Origin of the sequence: Paenibacillus sp. CF384 (genome assembly GCF_900106745.1) — a bacterium.
Classification (GTDB): Bacteria; Bacillota; Bacilli; order Paenibacillales; family Paenibacillaceae; genus Paenibacillus_Z.
Genome location: NZ_FNNV01000004.1, coordinates 41950 through 63699, shown reverse-complemented (window position 1 = coordinate 63699; position 21750 = coordinate 41950). Strand labels below are relative to the sequence as shown.

Genomic DNA, 21750 nt, shown 5'->3' with positions numbered 1-21750 from the left:
TGCCTTTCTTATCCGGTCTCACTTCAGTCTCAATACGCTCATATCCTTGTCCGTCAACTGGAACATCTGCTGCAGTTGTTCCGCTAGTGCTGCCGGGCGGTTGGATGCGAAGTCAAGCAGCTTATCCGTCTCGGCATGCCACCTGCTCATAGAACCTTCCCATCGCTCTTGATGTTTAGCCATCTCGGGCTCGAGCGCAGTTCGTGCCTGAACAATGGCAGCAGTAACTGACTCCGGGCTGAGCGGACCGTTCAGCAGCAAGCCGAATCGGCTCAGAAATTGCTCGCGCAAACTCGAATCCTTCAACAAGGTTTGCAGCAAACCTACGGAAGGATGCTTCGCTAGCTTAGAAGATAACAGTCTACTGAGAGACGGCTCAGCTGCCTCTCCGAAGCTGAGGTCAGCGTCATATAAGAGCCATCGGAATTTGCCATCTTGTTCATCAGAGCGCCAATATCGAATATTATGATCCGGCCAATCCGTATTACCGATGTAAGCCTCAACAATCATATAGTCGAAAAGACTCTGCGTATCAACCATCATTTCCAGCTTCCCAACATCCGGTTTGGATGAGGACTGTGCTTCATGCAGAGCTTCCAACAGCTGCTTAAATCTTTTATTGCCGCCTGCCTTCACTTCTCCGTCTGATTCCAATAAATCAATTGATTTTGCATTAATGTCATGACGATCAGCCAATAGTTTCTCGTCCATTTTCTCTCGCAAATCATAAATACCGAAATAACGGTCATTCAAGTAGACAGCAACGGGTCGATAGGCTTGTACATCCTCCAATATCGGTTTAGCAATAAGCGAAGAAACGCTATCGCGCATGTGTGTAAGCGGAAAATCCTGACCGCCATTTCGGAGGATGATGGAGTTGTAGACCTCACGCTTTTGCTGCTCAAAGAATCGGAATTGAAAGTTCTTCTCACCAAACTTCTTCTTCGCCTTTAGCTCCAGAGACTTCTGAGGTTGCATTCGTGACTCGCCGCCAAACAGTTCCATGCCCGCACCGCTCTCAAAGGAAAGCTTCCCGCTTTGGTCAAACCACTGGAAGCGAGCCGGAATTTCCGTATCCCCCCAAAAGTTTGCCCCATTATACGGCGGCTCTTGGTTTCCATGCTTTCCGATCACCATAATGCCTGACTCGTCAGACCAGAGCAGATCAGGATTGGCTATAACAACGACTACAGGCAAGGCGGGCTTTACCCCCGAGCCGAAGAACCCCACTGCTTCCGCCCCTGCCGTACCATCGTCATAGAATTCCTTAGCGCGTACAAGCCCTGTTTTGTTAAGCGAAATCGGTGAGCGATACAGCGCTGCATCTATTGTTGGCTCAGATCCGTCGAGCGTATAGACCAGTTTAGCATGTGCTCCACTTGGTCCGCTTCCCTCAATTGAAAGCGTCGTTCCCGCGTCGTACCAGCCTGGTTGCAAGGAAAAGCTTGGCGGTGCAGAATCCGCAGCGCCAACTACATCCAGCTGAGGCTCATTTAACTTCGCCTTTGGGCTGTTCTGCTGCCCCGCCAATCTGTAGCCCAATAGAACAACTGCGACAAAGGCAAGCATGAGAGTCACTGCGGCAATCGGATTCTTCTTAATCCACATAAAATTCTTTTACACCAAAGTAGTTATTACTATCGACATCTGTGAAGGTATCAAAAGCGGGAGCAGTATTGCCTTTGCTGTCACGCACGATAACATTGTAATAATAATGGCCCTGTGGAAGTTCCTCTATTGTTACCGAATTGGATGTGATTTGCTCCTTTTTCAAAATGGGATGCGCAAATGACGGTTCCTTCGCAATCTGGAACGTGTACGTAATGTCGTCACCTTGCAGATCATAAGAAATATCCCAATCAAAATCTCGTTTCCCGTCCTTCAGCACAGGATCTCCCATAAAGAAAGGCATCGGTCTCTCCAGATATTCAATGAACTTTTTCTCGTTCTCATCAGGCAGTTTCTTCATACGTTCCAGCTCCGAAACCCAGTCCGAGTATGGATACCTCAAGGATGAAAGATCCGGTGGTCGGCTGACAAACTGGCTGACGATCGGCTTGTATATGTCAATCAGTTTCGTTGCTTCTTCTGTATTAATATATTTCCTCAAGTCCTTGATTTTGGCTTTAAGCTCCTCCACGTTCTCAGGTTTCTTGAAGAAACGATTCTCCAGCTTCACGCCCCAATAGTTGGAAATGCCATGCTGCCATGGGGGTCGAGTCTTACTTTCAGCACCTTTGAAGCTATCATAGCCCCATGCACCGTCATAATCCCACGGCAAGAAAAACCACTTCTCCGCATTCAATGGCGAATATAGAAAAAAGTTCTGCGAGTTCGTATCGTTGTTATCAACGAGTATATTGATGCCAAGCCAGGTTAGAAAATTGTCTCGGTCAAAATATTTATCCACAACATCATCGATGTCCAACGATAGATTATTCAAATCCGTCAGCATGTTAAGCAGCTTCGTATGATCGTCGTTCCCTTTGACCTCCAGTATAGATTGAAACTTGGCGTCGTCGTAGGTTGGATCATCCTTCAACTTCAACGCTTCCTCGCTACGCTGAAACTCGAAGTTAGTCGCTTTGTAAAGATGGCCGTTCGGATCAAGACCGTGCGACCGAAGAAAAGCTTTATTCGGCTGTTCAATTTGTTCATAGAGTCCATAATCCTGATAGTTGCTCACGCCACCTGTCAAATCTTTGACATGCAACCGAACGTACTGGGTCCGCAGGCTAGTAAAATCAGGGATATTCTTGAACAGATCGAACGAAATTTTATTCCGCAGTCGAGAAAAATCATAAGAGTGCTTAATCAGATTAATGGTTCGCTGGTTACGCCAAAGTCCAGCCTTCTCAAAGAGCTGTACTTTATAATTTTTCTGATCAGACCTTGCTGCGATGGATGAATTACCTCGCAAACTGATCTGTGCATTAGCGTGGATGGCTCCATAACCAAACATACCGGATTTAGGTGATTGCTCATCACCTTCCTGCATGATGATTTCCATCGAACTCTCATTGGTAACTTCGGCTTTATTCATAATACTGTTCATCTGCGTCCAGGTCATCGGATGTTCTGCCGTCTTGTTTGAAGCAGAAACCGTAATATAGAAATCCACAACTGAATTAGGCTGATCATCCTTGTACACCGAACGATCCTCAACTAGTTTTGTGCTGTACGCTGCCGAAAGCTCAATTTTACTTGCGGCGGACTGCTCGATGGAGTCGTTATCTCCTGCATCTGTACAGCCACTAAGTACAGCAAGCAGCACGGCCAAGGCCGCACCGCCGAATATGCCTGTATTCCTTCTTTTCATGTCGTCCTCCTACCCGTTTTCCGTCAACAGAGCACAGCCGCAGAAATTAGTCTTCGCGGCTGCGCTCCAGCATACGCGTATAACGGTTGTCATACTCTTTGGCAATTAGCGGCTGCGCGCTGAATGTATAATAATTCAAATTACGAAGCAAATAAATCAATCTTGCCAACGCAAGCAAGAGTGTAATAAATGAAGCTATGAAGAAGGAGAACCCTTGTTCACTGAGTGCCACCGAAATAATTGTCAAGAACGTGTTCAGAACCAGAAATGCTGCTGAAAGTGCCAGCACGCCTTTACGATCGTCAAAGTACAATAGAATTAGCATAATAACGTTAAAAATAATGTACGTATAGAAGCCCATTACAAGGATGTTATACACATCGATTTGCGCGGAAGAAAAACCGATAATCGGAAGAAACCGAATTCCCATTGCGATCGCCATGAGGGAGAAAAACAATTGCACACCCATTATAATTGACAATTGCTGCGCGATTACCTGATAAATACTCCGCTTGGAGTTGTCGATTTCCAGCATTGAGCCACGTGAAAGAATTGCCGAATAATAGGCTTTAAATTGTGGATAAAACGCCGTCTCCAGTGCAACCGTAAACAGAATCATGGTTGGCAGCGCCGAAATAAAGCTGTAGAATACCGCAATGTCATACTCTGGCGCCATTCTGAAGTATCCGCCCACCCATTCACCTGCTGAGCCATACCATTGCACAAATTGATGCGAGTAAAGCCCGATTGCATTCAAGGTACCAATGACAATAAGCGAAGGGTATTTGCGCAGATAAGCGAAGAACGAGAAGCTAGGCATTGCTCTACCTGTTCGGAAGAATCGTTCGATCTGTACCAGTAGCATTCCTGCTGTAACGGCGAAGCCGATATCCATAGCAAAGATGATTTTAGTAATGATATCTTCGTAGTCCATGAAATACACGACGGCCATAACGAGAAGCACCGCCACAATGGAACCCGTCACAAAAGCGTAGCTGATAAAACGGAAGTTTTTCATTGCAGAGATGAATATGTTCATATTCCAAATCGTGACCAGAATCATAAACAGAATGAACAACGCGACTTTCAAGGCAAACGGCAACCCGATCATCCATAAGAACAAAATTGCAGGAATGCCGCCGACCGCATAGTTCACGATAATACTTCCATAAAATGATGGCAGCAACGCGTCGATATAACCCATATAAATGAAATCGGAAACTGTGCGCGTAATGAACATCGTCAATAAATTAGAAAAGATATAAGAAAAAGTAAAGGCATATACGGTGCAAGCAATAAACAGCTCACGATCCATAAAATCAATATTTTTCTTGATCATGATGACTTGAACGACAAGCACGAGCATAATACAGGCAAGCATAGGCCCAATCGTCACTAAGGAGGAGTACGAGAAGGCTTTAAACTTATTAACGAGACCGTCTTTATCAAACAGTCTTTTCAATTCAAATCCAATACCAGCCATTATCGTTTCTCCTCCCCATAGGATCGATATAGATTCTTGTAGTTATTAATGAATGCTGCATTCGTATAGCGATTACGGACACGCTCGAGTCCATTCGCTCCCATCTCCCTGCGTTGACGCTCACTTCGGCAAAGAGTGATTACCGCTTGTCCAATCTGCTCATAATTCATAACCGGCACTACATAACCCGCACTGCCGTAATCATCATCTACACCGAATAACAATTCTTTGCAACTGCCAACGTCGGTCGTCACGAAAGGCTTCCCTGCAGCCATTCCCTCAAGAACTGCAAGCGGCTGACCTTCACTGATACTCGAGAGGACCAGAACATCCATTTTGCCGATATAGTCTTTAATATTGACGCTGCCTGTAAAGATGACATCCTTCAACTGCAGCGACTCGACTAGACTAAGACATTCTTGATAATACTCAAGGTCTTCCTCATACGGCCCCATGATAAAAAACTTCGCATCCGGCACTTCGTACTTCACGATCTGGAAGCTTTGAATCATTGTCTTAATATCTTTGATCGGAACAACACGGACAAGACCGCCAATCCACATCGGCTCACCTTCCGGCTTCGTTGGGAGAGAATTGAAATCGTCCACCCCCACGCCGTTTGGCATGATTTGAATCTTTTCTTCCGCGCAGCCAAGCTCAATTTGAATCTCTTTATTCCTATTGAAGAGCGTAATCACTTGATCCGCGTACTGATAGGCGCATGCGGAAAGCGTATAGAAATATTCAATCCATACGTCCTTGAAGTAGCCCTTCACCCAATCCGCCTTAATAATTTCTTCCTCGCGCTCCCTGGAGTAAATCCCATGTTCCGTAAGAATCATCGGCTTCTGGTATTTGTGCTTCCCTAAACTTGCGATGACGCCGGCATATCCAGTCGATACGGAATGATAGATATCGGCCTCAGGAAGCGTCGCTCTCACGGTTAGCAATAGCGGTAGAATCATAGACCGAACTGTCCAGAACATCTCCGTAAACGGAATTTGCCTGTATTTCTCTAAGCAAAGCTCGCTCATAATATCAAAGTAGTCTTTGCTCATGAGGAAATCCGCAGCATTCTTCAGCTTCGGATCGCCAAGTACGCTTAACACCGGCTTCCAATCGATATGCTCGTCGCCGCCAATCAGTGATTTCAGTGCTGCTTTCTCCTCTTTATCTAAACGAACACGATGCCCCCACTCGCCATCAATCCGTAGGAAATCATCAAGAAAGCCTTCATGAACCTCCACAAGATTGCTTGGCAGCTCGTATTTGAACTTTCCTTTCTGCTTGCGTTCCGCAGCGATAGCATAGATGACAAATTCATGCTCCGGCATATTCCGAATAAGTGCATGAATCCAGCTTGATACACCGCCGGTAATATAGGGGTAGGAGCCCTCGGCTACTAAACAAATCCTCACCTGCTATGCCTCCAATCCGATCGAGAATTTTTCACTGCGCACTTCAACGAGGTACACATTGTCATCAATCCGCTTAACTGTACAATTCTGCTCTTTGGTAATCTTCTTGTCCGTCCGAACGATATAGTATAATTTGGAGCCCTCATAGAAGTGATTAATGAATCCGTCTATGCGATCCGGCTTATGCACGAAATGCGGCTCGCTGAGTAGAAACCGTTCCGTTGCTATGCTGCCTTCCGTTGCAGTCATATTGCGCAGCCAACTGTATTTATCCTGAACCATAGATAAAAAATCATCTGTCATCATGACTAGTTCCGACCATGTAAAAGGGAAGCTTCGATTTCGGTCCAAAATATCATCAGGATGGACGAAGTGCGAGAATACACCAATTGATGTAGCGGCATTCATCATAGTCCATTCTGAAAACCGGTCTTTCTTAAATCCTGAGGTAATACGAGGCATTTCTACGATTCCATCTGCGGATAAGGAGAATTCCTGCTCATAGCTCGCGTGTAATGGATCCTCCAGATATACGGCTGATATTGACTTCAGATCCGGCCATCCCTTCTTCAGTGCTTCTCTGCCATCGGCAGTCAGAGCATTTGAAGGCGGAACGTAATTGTGCAGACTGTAATTTGGGAATGACGTTTGAATAAACGCACGCACCGCTTCAATCGATGCGATCATATCTGCAGAAGACTTCCACGTTTTGTAGCTGTACACTTTACTTATAGCAGGGTCCATTGTCAGCGATTGGTGATTATAACCGTGAATACCAATTTCTCCACCACGTTTAATCAATTCGCGGCCGAATGTGACAAGGTTTACGGGATCCGCCTCACGAGCATGCGTAAATGGAGCAGTGACTCTGTCATCGTACGACTCAATAACCATGCCTGTGTACTTCAGGTTATATTTGCTTTGAAGCATCAGCATGTCAGGCCACCAGACTTCTTTAAAGAACCGAGGCAGGCTTCGTTTGTAAATGTTGAACAGTTCCTTCGTAAATCCAGTAGGCATCGGGGCAGGAAAGTCATCGATAAACATCAACTTCGTGTTGATGATCGGATAAATATCGTCCTCTTGCAATAAGTTGATCGAACCGGAAAGTATCCCTCGGCTAGCCTTCTCTTGCATAATGTTTCCATTGAAAACAACAAACTTCCCTTTGCCATAAGGCATCTCCCAGAGCAAAGGCATGCCATTGGAATCAACTGCGTGTATGCTTGCTTGATCCGCAAGATGCACCTGCAGCGACGTATTCTCGATGAGTTCCTTTTCAAAGGACTCTCCACCGCTATGAATAAGAATATTCGTTTTGAGCGTCATGCCTTCAGACGTTGTATACTCACCTAGCTCATTGATGCCGAGTTTACGGTAGATGGTATTCAAAACATCATCAATATTTGGCGTTTCGGCGAACAGGATCTTACCGCCGCTCTCCACAAAATCGGTCAACCAATTTGCATTTTTGATTTTGTTCAGTCCACTTAATGTCACGATGACACTCTTATACCCTTCGCCGTGACCAGTATACTTCTGAACCGCGTATGTAGTGAATGGCTTCTTCATATATTGCAAGGTTTGTTCGGTATTGTACTTGATAGCTTGACTGGATAGCGCTTCCGGGTTAGAGTCTGCATCGTAGAGAATCAATGTCTTTCCCTCATGCAGAGCAGAAACTTCATCCGCGCTGAGCGCGTCTACCGTTTCTGCGGATTCCTCGATAACATTAAGCTTGCCGCCCATGGACAGAATCGACTGAGAACGCGTGAGCTGCAGCCCGATCGTCAAAATAAATACGAATAATAGAATCACGTAAACCTGGCGATTCAATTTAAACTTTTTCACTATTTAAGCACCTTTTACGGACCAGAATCGAATGATATTTAACCCTCGATTGGACACACTTATTTTTGAGGCTTTCAAATCTTCCAATATAGCGTAGAACGGCTCTCTCATCTTAAGCGTGTAATAAAGATCGAGCGCAGAAAGATAAGCTTGCTCACTCTGGGGGTACTTCTCCAAGAATTGATCGCAGTTGCGAAGTGCTTCATCATAACGCTCCAGCGCCTTCTCGCTTTCTATAATTTCCTGGTAGAGCATTACGCTGGCAGCATCCGTCTGAAGCAGTTGGCGTAGTAAGTTCACATAAGTGAGCTTATAAGTCATCTGCGTCCGCTTGTCCATAAATCCGCTTGTCGAATAGTTCTTGATTGCATTCGCATAGGCGAGCAATACTTGCGGATTTTCTTTATCGTCCTCGTGCCGGACAGACCATTTTTGGATCGATAAGAGTAGTTTGCGTTTAATCTCCATTACCGCGGTTACGGCGTAATGAGACGTCTCCGTATCTTCATTGTTGACGGCTTGCTCAAGAAGCGGGATCATCTTCTCATCCATATCTTCCTTGAGTATATCGAGAAGCAGCCTTCTTCGTGTTGTGTTGTCATTGACAACCAGCGCTTCTTCAAGCGGCAACAGGTTCGTCTCTTTATCAACGTTGACACGTTGATAGATTCGATCCTCCTGTACATTCATATCCGTCAATTCTTTAAATCTATCGTCTCCGCCTTTGGTCTTCATAAATGCAGCGGCATCCTGCAGCAAGGAGAACAGCAGCCCAAAAAACGGAAGACATGTCACAAGTATCAGCGTATACCAACCGTCACGTAATCGCCTCTTCATGGTTATTGCAAGGTATATCGCCGAGACCACATAATACCCGATTATAAAATTAACCATAGACCTCGTCCTCACTTATTATGCGAGTAGTGATACCGTTTTTGCTCAACCGTTGCATAACAAAATCCGCTTCCTTCAAATTCGAATTGGAGAGCAACAGTACGATTTTTTCACGAATTAAGCCTACATAATCAGAGTCTCGTAACGAAGAAGCGAGTCGTTCCGATATGGATTTAACTGGGAGATTGTTGGTTTCCACATCTAGCAACACATATTCCGCATTATGTTGAAGCTTCGCACTTGATTTCGTTTCCAACAGCTGTAAGAATACCTCTGTTTTCAATACAGCCGTATCGTCGATGAAACGATCACCTTTGGTAACACCTACATATTTAAAAGCACGAGATAAGGAGCCCGAAATAAGATCCACACTCACCCGGAACAAGTTCTCCACATTCAAATTCATACGTTCGAAAGCAATATCATATACAGAGACTAAAGCTACAATTTGTCCATCATGCACAATTGGAGCAATTAACATAGGCAGCGATGCATCCATCGTTTTGTTCACGAACATTTTCCCAGTGCGCACGACTTCCTGTATTGAAGGATATTCGGACAATCGCATCGTCTTCGGCAGATCAAACTGCGGTGCATTCGATTTAATCATCAGGCGAATGAAATCCGAATTATTAACGGAATATACGGAAATCCTATCCGATTCCAGCAACGTTGTCAGCACACCGACCGAAGAGTTAACGATTTCTTCCGGTTCCATGCTCTCAAGCTTTTTGATAATACTATAGATCCGGCCAATGCTGTCCTTGCTATTGATTAATTGACGCTGCAGCTCTTCTTTCACTTTTCGCGTATCCGCATAAACGTCTTTAAGAAATTGATAGTTATTCTCTACACCCTTAAGCTCCGCGCTAATACGCTTATTGTCTCGGCGAGCTTTGTCCGAAACATAACCAATAATCAGACCGAAAAACAGATACATAGCAATAACAAAAAGTGCATCCGGATCATAAAGTAGGGACACCCAGTCACGTCCGTCTTTTAAACTTTCATAGTAGTACAAGGTTGAAGCAAGCACGGCTGCAAGTGAAGACTGTTTTGTTCCGTATATGATGCCAAGAACGATAACATAGATTAGTTTAAAATCCATGCCCGTGTGCAACAGCAACTCCGAGCTGTTTAAGGTGATGACGGCAACAAGTGCAAAAGCAAGCAGATTCTCTCCAAACGGCTTTAACATTCTCCATAATTTGGACTGCATCTTACGTTCTTGTTTCTTAACGATCTTCTGGTTCTCATTCTTCGACTGCAAGAACCAATTGTAGGTCTCGTCTAAGCCTTCTTCAAGGCTGTATATGGGCACCCAATCCAGATCGCGTTTAATCCGCGTGTTGTCCAGACTCGAACGATAGATATCACCATCGCGCGGCGGCAAATGAGTTACTTTCATCTCTCCCGTCTTGCTGCCCAGCACTTCAATCAAACGGTTTACACTCGTCTCCGTATTCGTCGATAGATTGTAGACGCCTGTCACGCTGCTATTGGAACCGCGATAAATTGCATCCACCAGATCTTTTACATAAATAAAATCGCGTGTTTGTCCACCATCGCCGAATAGGGATAATTCTTTGCCGTCCCGAAGCCGTTCCATAAAAATGGAGACAACGCCGCCTTCTCCGACGCTGCCTTGACGAGGACCATATACGTTTGAGAATCGGAAACAAAGGGTATCTAGGTTGTAGAGTTCTTTCCACTTCTCGCAGTAGTATTCACCGAGCTTCTTGTTAATCCCATATGGCGAAACCGGGTTAGTAGGAAGATCTTCAGTAAGGGAAATTTGGTCATAAGGACCGTATGTAGCGGCCGAGGATGCAAAAATCAGCTTCGATGCGCCTGCATGCTGCGCACAGCGTAAAATATTTACGAGCCCAAGTATATTGGATTGTGTGTCTATATGCGGACGCTCTACCGATGTCACGACGTCAACCTGCGCTGCCAGATGGATAACAATGTCTGGGGCAATACTTTGAAAAATCGATTCGCATTTACGATCTTCGACACTTATTTCATAAAACTTGTGCGGTACAGTGACATTCGATCTCTGGCCAGTGGATAAATTGTCGATTATATATATGGCATGGCCTTCCTTGTGAAAGCGCTCCGCGACAAAAGAACCTATAAATCCACAGCCACCTGTGATTAAAACATTCACGTTTGATCCCTCCGTTGGATTAATTTAGTACTATCATACCATATTTTAGTTTACATATCGTTTACACTTCTATTATTTTAATAGGACTTTTTGATCATTTCGACAATGGAAGGAATAAAAAACTATATTCTGACACCAAGAAGTGACAAAAAGAACCTCTTTGGGATGCCGTGGCTCCGACGGCCTCCCAAAGAGGTTCTCTCGCGCTGTCTCGCTATTCGTTCAAATAAATCGTTGCCCGGTTCTGCAGCTGCTTTGCCGCTTCGTCCGCCGACTTGCGGCCCTCGAAGAACGCCGTAGCCTCTTCCTTCACCATGTCCATAATGGCGCTGTCATCGCCGCTAAATCGCTTGATGCGCGGAATCGTATTGACGATCGCTTTGACATCTTCCTCCGTTACCGTTGGCGGCGAAATTTCACCCTCCGGTCCCGCTATCTTGATCTTGCCGCTCTCCAGCATTTTCATCGACTCTTGCACTTGTTTCGCCGTCATATCCTTGCGCACGGAGAAGCCCATTATGCCCGGTGTTCCCTGTGCCTCGGCGGACAACAAGTATTTCATGAACGCCCATGCTTCCTTCTTCGCGCCGGACTTCTCGTTCAGAGCAAGCATAAGATCACTGTCGTAAGTCATGCCTTTCGCCTCGCCGCCGGATGGCGTCTGGAATACTTGACCTTTGCCCTGGAACATCATCTCCGGGAGCATAACCAGATCCATCGGCATCATCAGATTCATATGACCGAATGATTGTTGACCGGGAGCCGGCATCCCATCGCTAACCAAGCCGTCGTCGTAGAGTCCCTTCAAGTTTTCCAGCATCGCCGCAAAATCACCTTGGTCAAAGGACGCCTTCTTCGCAGCCGCATCCACGTAATGCTCATAGCTGGATTCCACCATCAACCGAAGCATCTGATCCTTCGACATCCCGCTCATCGTATATTTGTCCGGCTTGCCGTCACCGTCTTCATCTTTCACGAGCTTATGGGCAATATCCGTGAAATCTTTCCATGTCCACATGCTATCGTCGACAGTAATACCTGCCCCAGCAAGCTCCTCTGTATTCGCGAGCAGCACATCAAGCGAGAATCGAATCGGCAGCGCTGCCTGCTTGCCTTCGACCGTCACCCCATCCATAATGCCCTCATAGTAATCTTGAAGGTTAAAATCTTTATCGTCCTTCATCACAGACCGAAGATCCGTAAGCAATCCTTTCTCCGCATATTTATTGAATGGCAGATCCTGCACCGCTATAAGATCCGCGCCTTTGCCCGACATCAGCTCGGTGTTGACGGTGCTCACAAACTTCTCCTTGTCCGCCGAGTTTTCGTCCTGGCCGCCCGCTCTTCTGACTACCTTCTTGCCCATTTCCGGTGTGGCAATCGCAGCAGTAATCTGAATATCGATATCCGGATGCGCCTTCTCGAAATTCGCTTCCGCCGTCTGCAAGAAACGGTCATTCTCCAGAACGGATACGGTCACTACCGTCTTGCCATCCTTTGTTTGGGCCGGCGGCTGCTCTCCCGCATTTGCGTTCCCGCCGTTGCCGCCTCCACTTGAGCACGCTGTTATCGCCGTCATGAGCGCAAGGCTGACACAGCCCGTTGTAATCGCAGATTTCGCTTTCCTCTTCATTCTGAACACACACTCCTTGGAATAAATTATCTATTCTATTAGTTCAAACGCACGCGCTGGTCCTCGCTTAGCGGCTCGCTCATCTCATCAACGACCTTTTCATCCGGCATAATCCCGTCCACAATTTCCGTATTGGTCTCATCCGAATCTCCGATCGTGACCGCTGCTTTCACTGCCGTATAGATACTGCCGAGCGGTCCCTTCTTCTCCTTCACCACCCAAACGTAGTACCCTTCTGAACCCTGCTGTACCGTATCGCTGGCTAGAATGATGCCGCCGATCCGCCCGGTCTTCTTCACGGAAAGCTTCACTTGGTCGCCAAGCTGCAGCTCCTGACCGGTGAGCTTCACTGTAATTTTCTTCTGTTCATCATCGGCATCGCCCGATCCGCCACCGCCGAGAGCTCCGCTGTCTGTTGCGTCCTCGATATCGTCGACCGTGCCTTTCACCATCTTCCGCTTCTCGCCGATATAGGCCGACAACGACACCGTTTCACCGATGCGAAGCTTATCCGCATCGTCTGCGTCATCGGTAAAGGTGAAAATAAGCCCTTCGCTCACATCCGCCAGTTCCACCACAGCCTGCCCACGCGAAGAAGGGAGCCCCTCCGTCGCCTGCAGCTTGGTAACGATGCCGTCGAACGGCGCCCGAACCGCGCTGCTGCTCGCAATGTCTTCGCGCATCGTCTCCAGCTTTCGACGCTGTATATCCAGATCGTACTCGGCAATTTTCAAGTCGCGTTTGAGATCACGCACCGACGACTCGTTACCCTGCCGCAGCGCATCGACGATCCCTTCCCGCTGCTTCTCCATCCGCAGCTTCGCCTGCGCATATCGCGTCTCTTCATCCGTAAGATTCCGCTTGGCCTCCGTCGTATCATAGGAAATCAGCGTCTGCCCCTTCTTAACGGCGTCGCCTTCTTCGACATAGATCTTCGTCACATTACCGTCGCCTTCGGCGTACAGCTCCTCCGATTTCTCCGCCTCCAGCTCGCCTTCACCGGAAACGGTACGTTCCAACTGTCCAAAATCAGGCTTCGTCACCGTCACCTTCGGCAGCGCCATGCCCGCGATCGTGTTCGAGAAGAACGTGAGCACGGCTAGCGCGCCGAAGAAGAGTATCAGCACTGTGCCCATGAGCCGTTTGCGCCGCTTCAAGCGATTATCGTCCAGCATCGTGGACATCCTCTTCACTCCTAAACTGTTATGTACTTTTTGCGTGCCGCGCCGGCCCGACCCGGCCTACCCCTTCAGCCCGGATAGCTGAATGCCGGCTATGAGATCGTTCTCGCCATAGAGAAAAATAAACAGCATCGGCGCCATATAGAGCACGGAAACGGCAAAAGCGATGCCCTGTTCCCCTTCCCGAATCCGGGACAGATAGACCGACAGCGGCTGCTTCACCGCATCGGTCAGCAGGATGAGCGGCTGCTCGACCATGTTCCAGTTGTCGATGAAGAGCAGAATTACCAGCGCAGCAAGTCCCGGCTTGCACATAGGGAGTACGATACGCAAGAACAGCTGCATATGGCCTGCACCGTCCATTTTGCCTGCTTCCACGTAAGCCGTCGGAATCTGCAGCATAAACTGTCGCAATAAGAAGACGCCGAATGCCGCGAAGATGCCGGGCCATACGATCGCACCGAAGCTATTGAGCAGCCCAAGCCGGTCTGCCATCATGTAATTCGGCACGAGCGTGACTTGGAACGGCATGAGCATCGTAATGAGATAGATGAAGAACAGCTTGTCCCGTCCCGCAAATTGCAGCTTCCCAAGCGCATAAGCCGCCAGTGCGGCAACGAGGGTCTGCCCGGCAATAATCGGCGCCGTCATCACAACCGCATTCCAGAACATGGCCAGAAACTGCGGTTTTCGGTAGAGCGCTTCCCCGTACTGTTCAAGCGTCACCTTGTCCGGAATCAGCTTGAGCACGGCGAACTGATCCGCCTTCGATTCGGACAAGCCACCGGAATCACCTTCTGCACTCGGCGACAAAATGCCATAGGCTGCCGTAATTTCATCCTCCGACATGAAGGAATTACTGATCGTGAATACAAGCGGAAACAGCATACCTGCAGCGAATAGGGCAAGCATGAACGTAAGCATGATTTTGGCCAAAGCTCGCGGCTTGTCCCTCATTCCATCCGCCTCCTCAGCGCCCGCTCCAGCCTGAACACCACCGCAACAAACACCGTGATGACGAGCGCCATCACATACGCGGCCGAGGTCAGCTTCTGGTAATCCAAGGACAGAAACATATTGTTCATATAATGCTGCAGCATGTAGATGCTCTCATCGGGATACTCCCCTGCAATCAGATACGTCTCGCGGAACACCTTGAACGAACCGATAACCGACATGACGAAGACGAAGAACGCCGTCGGCGTTAAATAAACAAGCGTAATATGGCGCAGCTTCCACCACCAGCCTGCACCTTCCACAGAAGCGGCTTCGTAATAGTCCTCCGGAATATTTTGCAAACCTGCCAGATAAAGCACCATGTTATAGCCCGTGTTCTTCCACAGGAAAATCAGCAATACAACGGCTCTTGCCGTTCCCGAGCCCATCCAGTCCTTCGTTGCCAGCCCCTGCTCCTGCAGGAATGCATTCAGAAAACCGTTGCCATCGAACAAAATCTGCCACAGCATCACGATTGAAGCGACCGGAACGACCAGCGGCATGACATAGAACGTGCGTATCCAGTTTCGGGCATACACATCGCGCATGAGCAGAAGCGCCAGCAATAACGAAATGACCATCAGCAGCGGGACGCTTACGGCCGTGAACAACGCGGTGTTCGACGCCGCCTTGCGAAATGAGCTGCTCTCCAGCAGCTCCACGTAATTGGAGAGGCCGACGAAGCTGCCGTTCACCGGACTGTCCACCAGCGAATAGTAGCCTCCTGCCGCAAACGGAATCAGGAAGAACAGCCCGAAGCCGATCAGACTCGGCAGCAGGAACATGACCGCCGCACTGCTGTCTCGCTGCAGCAAGCGATTGAATTTCATAACGACCTCCTATACGATAGTGAGAGCGAATGCTTTTGCTTCGGACGTGCAGATAATCGATTTGGGGATCCTTCTCTGCAACGCCCAGCTAAAGAACGGCATGAACCGTTTCTTCTCACTTGTAACTGTAAAAGCGCGATGTGACAGCTGTGTGACAATGAAGGAGGAAACGGTATTGTGAGCGGAAATGTACTACTTGTCGAGGATGAGCCCCTTATGCGGCAGCTCATTGTCGATTACTTGCATGGGGAAAATATTACGGTTATCGAGGCGGCCAACGGCGAGGAAGCACTGCTCCGGTTCGCTGCAGAACCGGTCGCACTGGTCATTTTGGACATTATGATGCCGAAGCTGGACGGCTATAGCGTCTGCCGTTCGATTCGAGAACGGTCCGATGTGATGATTATTATGCTGACGGCCCGGTCAGCCGAGGACGACAAGCTTCTTGGCTACGATCTGGGCGCGGATGATTACATGACGAAGCCGTTCAGTCCGAAGGAGCTGACTGCGAAGGTGAAGGCGCTGCTGAAACGGGTAGAACTCTTGGCCGCGGCTGCTTCGGCTTCGACCTCGAAGGCCGGAGATGGTTCGGATGCCAGCCTGATCACGTTGGATGGGCTGACGATCAAAGAGGCCTCGCACGAGGTGAAGGTCGATGGCGAGGAGCTGACGCTGTCGCCGAAGGAATACGATTTGCTGCTGTATATGTACCGCAACCGGAACATCGTGTTAACGCGGGACATGCTGCTCAATCATGTATGGGGCTTCGATTATTTCGGTGATGCGCGAACGGTCGATACTCATATTAAGCGTCTGCGGCAGAAGCTCGGCAGCAAGGCGGAGCTGATCTGTACCGTGCGCGGCAACGGTTATCAGCTCAAGGTGAAACGATGAAGCGCGGGCGGAGCGTTGCTTTTAAGCTGTTTACCGTCACGGCCGTGGTGTTCATCGCCTTCACAACCCTCATGATGGTGCTGCAGCTAACCTTCTTCGAGAGCTATTATGAGAAGCAGAAAATCAAAGCGATCAAGCAGGAGTTTACGGAGCTGCGGGACAAGTATATGGTGGTTGGCGATACGATGCCATCAGGTGCAGGGACCGGAACGAGGGCGGGGATGTCGAGGCCCGTCCCGGGAACGGATGGCTCGGCCGAGGGGCAGACGGTCGAAGGCGGCGCGGTTCTTCGCGTCAAAAGCGGGTCGGAATCGCAGGCGGATACCGGCAATATGGCCAAGGAGACTTCGCCTTCCACTTCTCCCGCAACTCCACTTCTCGAAGGCGATGAAAGCGTGAATCGCCAGCCGTTTATCGGGGATTTCACCATCCCGTTGCCGGGACAGCTGCAAGGCGAGACGACGACGATGGGCAGCGGACTGCCGCTCTATTTTGCACCGTTTGAGAGCCGCTACTTTGCGTTAACCGCTAAGTTCGAATTCGACGATCAAGGCATCAGGGCAATCGCCATCGGGGCCGGCCAGAAGCAGAAGCGCATCTTTATCAGCATCGACCAGCTCGGGGGCGATGTGCTGCGCATGATTCAAAATCCGCTCTCGCAGGAGCAGGTCGATAATTTAATGACCGGTGTTGCGCAGTGGCTGCAGGATTCGGCGCAGGTTGAGCGGGTGTTTACCGGCGGAGAAACGGTCGTGTATCGCGCTCCGGGCTTCGGTCCGGAGAAGGTCGGCAACAATCAGCTCATCGCAGTAGCTGCGCTACCTTCAGCGGATGGTGCCAGACAGGTGCTGTTCGCGGTGTCTTCGCTTCAGCCGGTCAGTGATGCAGGGTATGTGTTCAAGGATTTCTATATGTATTTCTACGGACTTGCGGTTGTGCTCATCCTGCTGCTGTCCTTCCTCTACTCCGGCATGATTACGAAGCCACTGCGGAGGCTGAATCAGGTAGCGCTTCGTCTCTCGAAGCTGGATTTCTCGGTTAAGAGCGGGATTAAGCGTAATGATGAGATTGGGAGTTTGTCGCGAACGTTTGATTTTCTATCGGATAATCTTCAGCACGCGCTTGGCGAGCTGCAGGCGGCGAATGTACAGCTCAAGGAAGAATTCGAGAAAGAAAAACAGCTGGAAGCGATGCGGCGTGAATTCGTGGCAGGTGTTTCGCATGAGCTCAAGACGCCGATCAGTCTCATTAGCGGGTATGCCGAGGGCTTGCGCGATGGGATCGGAGGCGCCGAGAAACGCGAGCAGTATCTCGGCGTTATCATGGACGAGACCAGCCGGATGTCCGGTCTCGTCAACGATATGCTGGATTTGGCGCAGCTGGAATCCGGCAAATACCGGCTCGTAAGCGGCAGCTTCGATCTGCGCGCTTGCGCGCATGCTTTCTTGCAGCGTCACGCGGAGCCGCTGGAGCGCAAGGCGATTGCGTTGAATGCCCTGCTGCCGGAGGAACCGGCTGAGATGCCGGCGTACGGTGACCGTTTCCGGCTGGAGCAGGTGCTGGCGAACCTCATGAGCAACGCCATCCGCCATACCGTGCAAGGCGGAGCGATCGAGCTGCGCATTGTCGCGGAGCCGGACCGCTGGCTGCTCTCGCTCTGGAATGAAGGCGAAGCCATTCCGGAAGCCGAGCTGAAGCGCATCTGGGAGCAGTTCTACCGCACCGACCATTCCCGCAGCCGCGAGCTCGGCGGTACCGGCATCGGGCTCGCCATCGTGAAGCATATTTTGCTGCTGCACGGCAGCACCTTCGGCGTGCGCAACCACGGCAGCGGCGTAGAGTTCTACTTTACCGTGGCGAAAGCGGAGATGGACGAAGCCTAGAAAAGAAAGAAGCCGAGTCCCCATTAATAGGACTCGGCTTTTTTTTGTTCTCGGCTGCCGCCGACCGCCGCTAACGAACCTTGGAGGTCTTATTGCTCCGAATTTCTCGGTTCTGCGAATCTAACGAACCGTATAGGTCTTATTTCGGCAAAACCGGCTCCAAATTGAGCACTCAACACGCAATAGCACCCGTAGGGTTCGTTAGAATTTCACACCCCTTCTTTTCGCTGAAATAAGGGCTCTGTGGTTCGTTAGAAATTTCAGCATCAGCATCAGCATCCGATGGCCAAGCATCAATAAATGCTCACATCATCGAAGATCGCGGCGTTCTCGTTCGCGTGCAAGCCGACCTTCCCGGAGGCAAATTGGCTGTCCGTCACGCTGAACTTCAAGGTGCCATCCACGTAGCATTGAATGCTGGAGCCACTTAACACAACCTTGAACGTGTAGTATTGGTTGGTGTTGAACGTGAACGCCACGCTGTTCAGATGCGTCCAAACGCCATTCACAAACTTGGAGATATACAGCTTGCCGTCGTTGTTGTAGTACTGGAAATAATAATAGTTGCTGCTGTCCTGGTAACGGGTTAGCAGACCCACGCTCCTATAGCTGGTCGTGTTCCAAGAGGCTACCTTCACCTTGGCTTCCGCCGTGTAGTTGCTCCAAGTCGAATCGCCCACTACCGTTTGCCCGCCTACCCCTACGCCTCCTGTCGAGTTATAAGCCTTGCCCGCAATCACTTGCCAGCTGCCGAACACATTACTCCATTTCGAGGCTATCGTGCCGACCGTTTCGCCTTCGAAATCATCGCTGAACGGCAGCGAGATCGCGCTGATGCCGACATCATCGAACGTTGCGGCGTTCTCGTTGGCAAGCATGCCGAATTTGCCTGCGCTGAACTGGCTGTCCGTGACCGAGAAAATTTGCGTGCCGTCTACGGAAGCTTTGATGCTCGATCCGTTCAGGTCCAGCTTAAATTCGTAATATTGATTCGTATTGAAGGTGAACGGCGTGCTGCCAAGGTGCGTCCAAACCCCGTTCACGAACTTTGACAGATAGAGCTTGCCGTCGTTGTTGTAATACTGAAAATAATAATAGTTCGACGCATCCTGATAACGGCCCAGAATGCCGACGCTGCGATAACTGGTCGTATTCCAGGAGGCGACCTTCACTTTCGCTTTCGCGGTATAGTTCGACCACGTGGCGTCTCCTACCGTCGTAAGTCCCCCTGCACCCACGCCGCCGGAGCTGTAATAAGCTTTGCCTGATACGATCTGCCAAGTCCCGTATGCCGTCGTCCAATTAGCAGCAGTCTGACCGATCGTTCCGTTTTCAAAATCATCCGTATAAGGTAAGTTTACAGGAACTGCCGGCCATACCGGATTCGCCATCGTCACGATGCCCATCTGAGAGCTGTCGAGGCCGGCCGCAGTCCAGTCTGCCGAGTTGCTGCTCAGCACATTGTTCATGAGCGTTATTGTCGGAAAGTTGTCGTTGCGGTTAATAATCGCCGGGTCGTAGCCGATGTTATTGGACAATGTCGCGTAATCGGTATGATTATCGAGATAGTAAACCGCATTAACGGAGTGGATCGAGTTGCTGTCGTACGAGAAATTATGGTCGTAGACGTTGTATTTGCCCGCCGCGAATTGATAGACATTGCCGGTATCCGAGCTGTCGTTGTTGAGATTGTATAAGCGGTTGTAATTGATGAGATTGTTGGAGGCCAGGTTGACGGAGGAGGAATTGTCATAAGAGCCCAAAATATTAATGCCATGGCGCGGCCCGTTATGAATCTCGTTATGATTGACGTTGTTGTAGGCGCTTTGTTCGATGGAAACCCCGACACCGTTGCCGGCAAGCTTGCCGATGTCGTAAATATGATTGTTCTGGATGAGGTTATCCCGGCTGATTAGCGTGTCTGTCAGGTTATTGGTGCCTCCCGATAGGAATACGCCCGTATACCCGATATCATGGATTTGCGAATTAAATACCGCGACCTTCTGGACATAACGATCCAGCATAACCCCGTTATAACCGCTGTTTGAGATATCCAAGGTGTGGAGCGTAATATTCGCAGCATTGCGCATGTAGATGTTGCCGTAACGATTGGCAAGCGGCTCATTATTCTCATACTGAGCTCCCGCTCCTCCGGCGCCTCTCACCATCGGATTGGCCGGATCTGCCCAAGGGTCCAGGGTATTCGTGAAATCCGACACTCTCACTTTAATGCCTTGAAATTGGATGTTTTGAACCAAGCTCGTCGTGGATGAACCTATGAATTCGATGATGTTTTTCACTGTAGGCGCGATAATCTCTTGACTGGCAATCGGGGTATTTCTCGGGTAATAGTACAAATAACCGGTAGAGGTGTTCAGATAGAACTCGCCGGCCGTATCCAAAGCAGACTTCACGCCTTGAATAAAGTAGCGGTCATAATTATTTTGCTTGAAGCCGTAGGGCGTCGTGTTCGGATTGACCGTTCCCCACATCGGCGGTCTGGACAGGGTGATTTTGCGAGTGGAGTAGTTGAATCCCGTAATTGGCAAGGTAGAATTGTGCCAGTCCCAATACCCCCATATGTTCACTTCACCGCCGACGATGTCGCTCCAGTTCGGGATATCTCCGCTCTTGAAGGTGAGCCAGGCATCCAAATAAGTGGCTTCACCAATACCCCCGCTGCCGTTCTCATCCTGTAAGTAGCCGGTGTTGGGATAGCGAGCTTTGTTCGCCCGTACGCCGTTCTCGAACAACGTATGGAAGTTCAGGCTCGTGCCGACATTAGCTTTGTATACGTTGCCAGAATCAAGTGTCCACCCAGTTATAAGCTGCCCGCCGATGAGATCCGGTGTTTCACCGGTGTAATTCTTCCAATAGACGCGGTAGCCGTTCTTCCCTGAATCATTCTCGTTAAACGTCAGCGTGGAAGACAAATAATATTTGCCTCCCCTTAAAATCACCTCGATGTCGCCCGACATGCCGCTATTGACCGTACGAACTTTATCCCTTGCTCCGGTAAGCGAACACGGAGACGCCAGCGAGCAGGTCGTTCCGCTTCCTGAAGGCGAAGCATAGAACGTGTACTGCACCGCCGCGTGGGCCGAAGGCACATACACACCACCAAACAACCCTACAATCAGCAGTGATAAAACGAGCGAAATCGCCATTCCCTTCAACAGCAATCCCTTTAACATCACG

The 21750-nt window shown here is 49.3% G+C and carries 14 protein-coding genes; 2 read left to right on the top strand and 12 right to left on the bottom strand.

Translation table 11 applies throughout. The annotated features are described in order from the left end of the window. Positions 1–18: 18 nt before the first annotated feature. The 11 genes from BLW29_RS09430 to BLW29_RS09380 all read right to left on the bottom strand — a co-directional run bounded on the left by BLW29_RS09430 (position 19) and on the right by BLW29_RS09380 (position 15775). On the bottom strand, positions 19–1608 hold the full coding sequence (locus BLW29_RS09430) for a CotH kinase family protein (protein WP_090978611.1): 1590 nt from the start codon (positions 1606–1608) through the stop codon (positions 19–21). After that, complete coding sequence (locus BLW29_RS09425; protein WP_090978609.1) at positions 1598–3319, bottom strand: CotH kinase family protein; 1722 nt, start codon at positions 3317–3319, stop codon at positions 1598–1600. Before BLW29_RS09425 ends, BLW29_RS09430 begins: the two co-directional genes overlap by 11 nt. 46 nt (positions 3320–3365) lie before the next feature. Continuing rightward, positions 3366–4802 carry an exopolysaccharide Pel transporter PelG gene (gene pelG, locus BLW29_RS09420; RefSeq protein WP_090978607.1) on the bottom strand — a complete coding sequence of 479 codons (1437 nt, stop codon included), beginning with the start codon at positions 4800–4802 and terminating at the stop codon, positions 3366–3368. Next, positions 4802–6220, bottom strand: coding sequence for a GT4 family glycosyltransferase PelF (pelF, locus tag BLW29_RS09415; protein WP_090978605.1), 1419 nt, complete (start codon positions 6218–6220; stop codon positions 4802–4804). Before pelF ends, pelG begins: the two co-directional genes overlap by 1 nt. Before the next feature lie 3 nt (positions 6221–6223). After that, complete coding sequence (locus tag BLW29_RS09410; RefSeq protein WP_090978603.1) at positions 6224–8071, bottom strand: DUF2194 domain-containing protein; 1848 nt, start codon at positions 8069–8071, stop codon at positions 6224–6226. 3 nt (positions 8072–8074) lie between these two features. Then, entirely contained in the window at positions 8075–8965 is an 891-nt protein-coding gene (locus tag BLW29_RS09405; RefSeq protein ID WP_090978601.1) for a hypothetical protein, read from the bottom strand. After that, a complete protein-coding gene (locus BLW29_RS09400) occupies positions 8958–11135 on the bottom strand; it encodes an NAD-dependent epimerase/dehydratase family protein (RefSeq protein ID WP_090978599.1) in 2178 nt (725 codons plus the stop codon). Before BLW29_RS09400 ends, BLW29_RS09405 begins: the two co-directional genes overlap by 8 nt. Positions 11136–11349: 214 nt before the next feature. Beyond that, positions 11350–12768, bottom strand: coding sequence for an ABC transporter substrate-binding protein (locus BLW29_RS09395; RefSeq protein ID WP_090978597.1), 1419 nt, complete (start codon positions 12766–12768; stop codon positions 11350–11352). Between the two features lie 38 nt (positions 12769–12806). Further along, positions 12807–13952 carry an efflux RND transporter periplasmic adaptor subunit gene (locus BLW29_RS09390; protein WP_090978595.1) on the bottom strand — a complete coding sequence of 382 codons (1146 nt, stop codon included), beginning with the start codon at positions 13950–13952 and terminating at the stop codon, positions 12807–12809. Positions 13953–14009: 57 nt separating this feature from the next. Next, the gene (locus tag BLW29_RS09385; RefSeq protein WP_090978593.1) at positions 14010–14906 is read right to left on the bottom strand and encodes a carbohydrate ABC transporter permease; all 897 of its coding nucleotides are present in this window, start codon (positions 14904–14906) and stop codon (positions 14010–14012) included. Continuing rightward, entirely contained in the window at positions 14903–15775 is an 873-nt protein-coding gene (locus BLW29_RS09380) for a carbohydrate ABC transporter permease (protein ID WP_090978591.1), read from the bottom strand. Before BLW29_RS09380 ends, BLW29_RS09385 begins: the two co-directional genes overlap by 4 nt. 177 nt (positions 15776–15952) lie before the next feature. Between BLW29_RS09380 and BLW29_RS09375 the strand changes: the two genes are divergently transcribed. Both BLW29_RS09375 and BLW29_RS09370 read left to right on the top strand, forming a co-directional pair. Continuing rightward, a complete protein-coding gene (locus tag BLW29_RS09375; RefSeq protein WP_090978589.1) occupies positions 15953–16669 on the top strand; it encodes a response regulator transcription factor in 717 nt (238 codons plus the stop codon). Then, a complete protein-coding gene (locus BLW29_RS09370) occupies positions 16666–18552 on the top strand; it encodes a sensor histidine kinase (protein WP_090978587.1) in 1887 nt (628 codons plus the stop codon). Before BLW29_RS09375 ends, BLW29_RS09370 begins: the two co-directional genes overlap by 4 nt. Positions 18553–18845: 293 nt before the next feature. Here the strand turns inward: BLW29_RS09370 and BLW29_RS09365 are convergent, their stop codons facing one another. Next, positions 18846–21746 (bottom strand): right-handed parallel beta-helix repeat-containing protein, encoded by a 2901-nt coding sequence (locus tag BLW29_RS09365; protein ID WP_090978585.1) that lies wholly within the window; start codon positions 21744–21746, stop codon positions 18846–18848. Between the last annotated feature and the right edge of the window lie 4 nt (positions 21747–21750).

Excerpts from the sequence above, each read along its gene's own strand:
- pelG (WP_090978607.1), bottom strand. The coding sequence starts at position 4,802 with ATGGCTGGTATTGGATTTGAATTGAAAAGACTGTTTGATAAAGACGGT.
- BLW29_RS09430 (WP_090978611.1), bottom strand. The coding sequence starts at position 1,608 with ATGTGGATTAAGAAGAATCCGATTGCCGCAGTGACTCTCATGCTTGCC.
- BLW29_RS09395 (WP_090978597.1), bottom strand. The coding sequence starts at position 12,768 with ATGAAGAGGAAAGCGAAATCTGCGATTACAACGGGCTGTGTCAGCCTT.
- BLW29_RS09425 (WP_090978609.1), bottom strand. The coding sequence starts at position 3,319 with ATGAAAAGAAGGAATACAGGCATATTCGGCGGTGCGGCCTTGGCCGTG.
- BLW29_RS09390 (WP_090978595.1), bottom strand. The coding sequence starts at position 13,952 with ATGTCCACGATGCTGGACGATAATCGCTTGAAGCGGCGCAAACGGCTC.
- BLW29_RS09405 (WP_090978601.1), bottom strand. The coding sequence starts at position 8,965 with ATGGTTAATTTTATAATCGGGTATTATGTGGTCTCGGCGATATACCTT.
- BLW29_RS09385 (WP_090978593.1), bottom strand. The coding sequence starts at position 14,906 with ATGAGGGACAAGCCGCGAGCTTTGGCCAAAATCATGCTTACGTTCATG.
- BLW29_RS09370 (WP_090978587.1), top strand. The coding sequence starts at position 16,666 with ATGAAGCGCGGGCGGAGCGTTGCTTTTAAGCTGTTTACCGTCACGGCC.
- BLW29_RS09380 (WP_090978591.1), bottom strand. The coding sequence starts at position 15,775 with ATGAAATTCAATCGCTTGCTGCAGCGAGACAGCAGTGCGGCGGTCATG.
- BLW29_RS09365 (WP_090978585.1), bottom strand. The coding sequence starts at position 21,746 with ATGTTAAAGGGATTGCTGTTGAAGGGAATGGCGATTTCGCTCGTTTTA.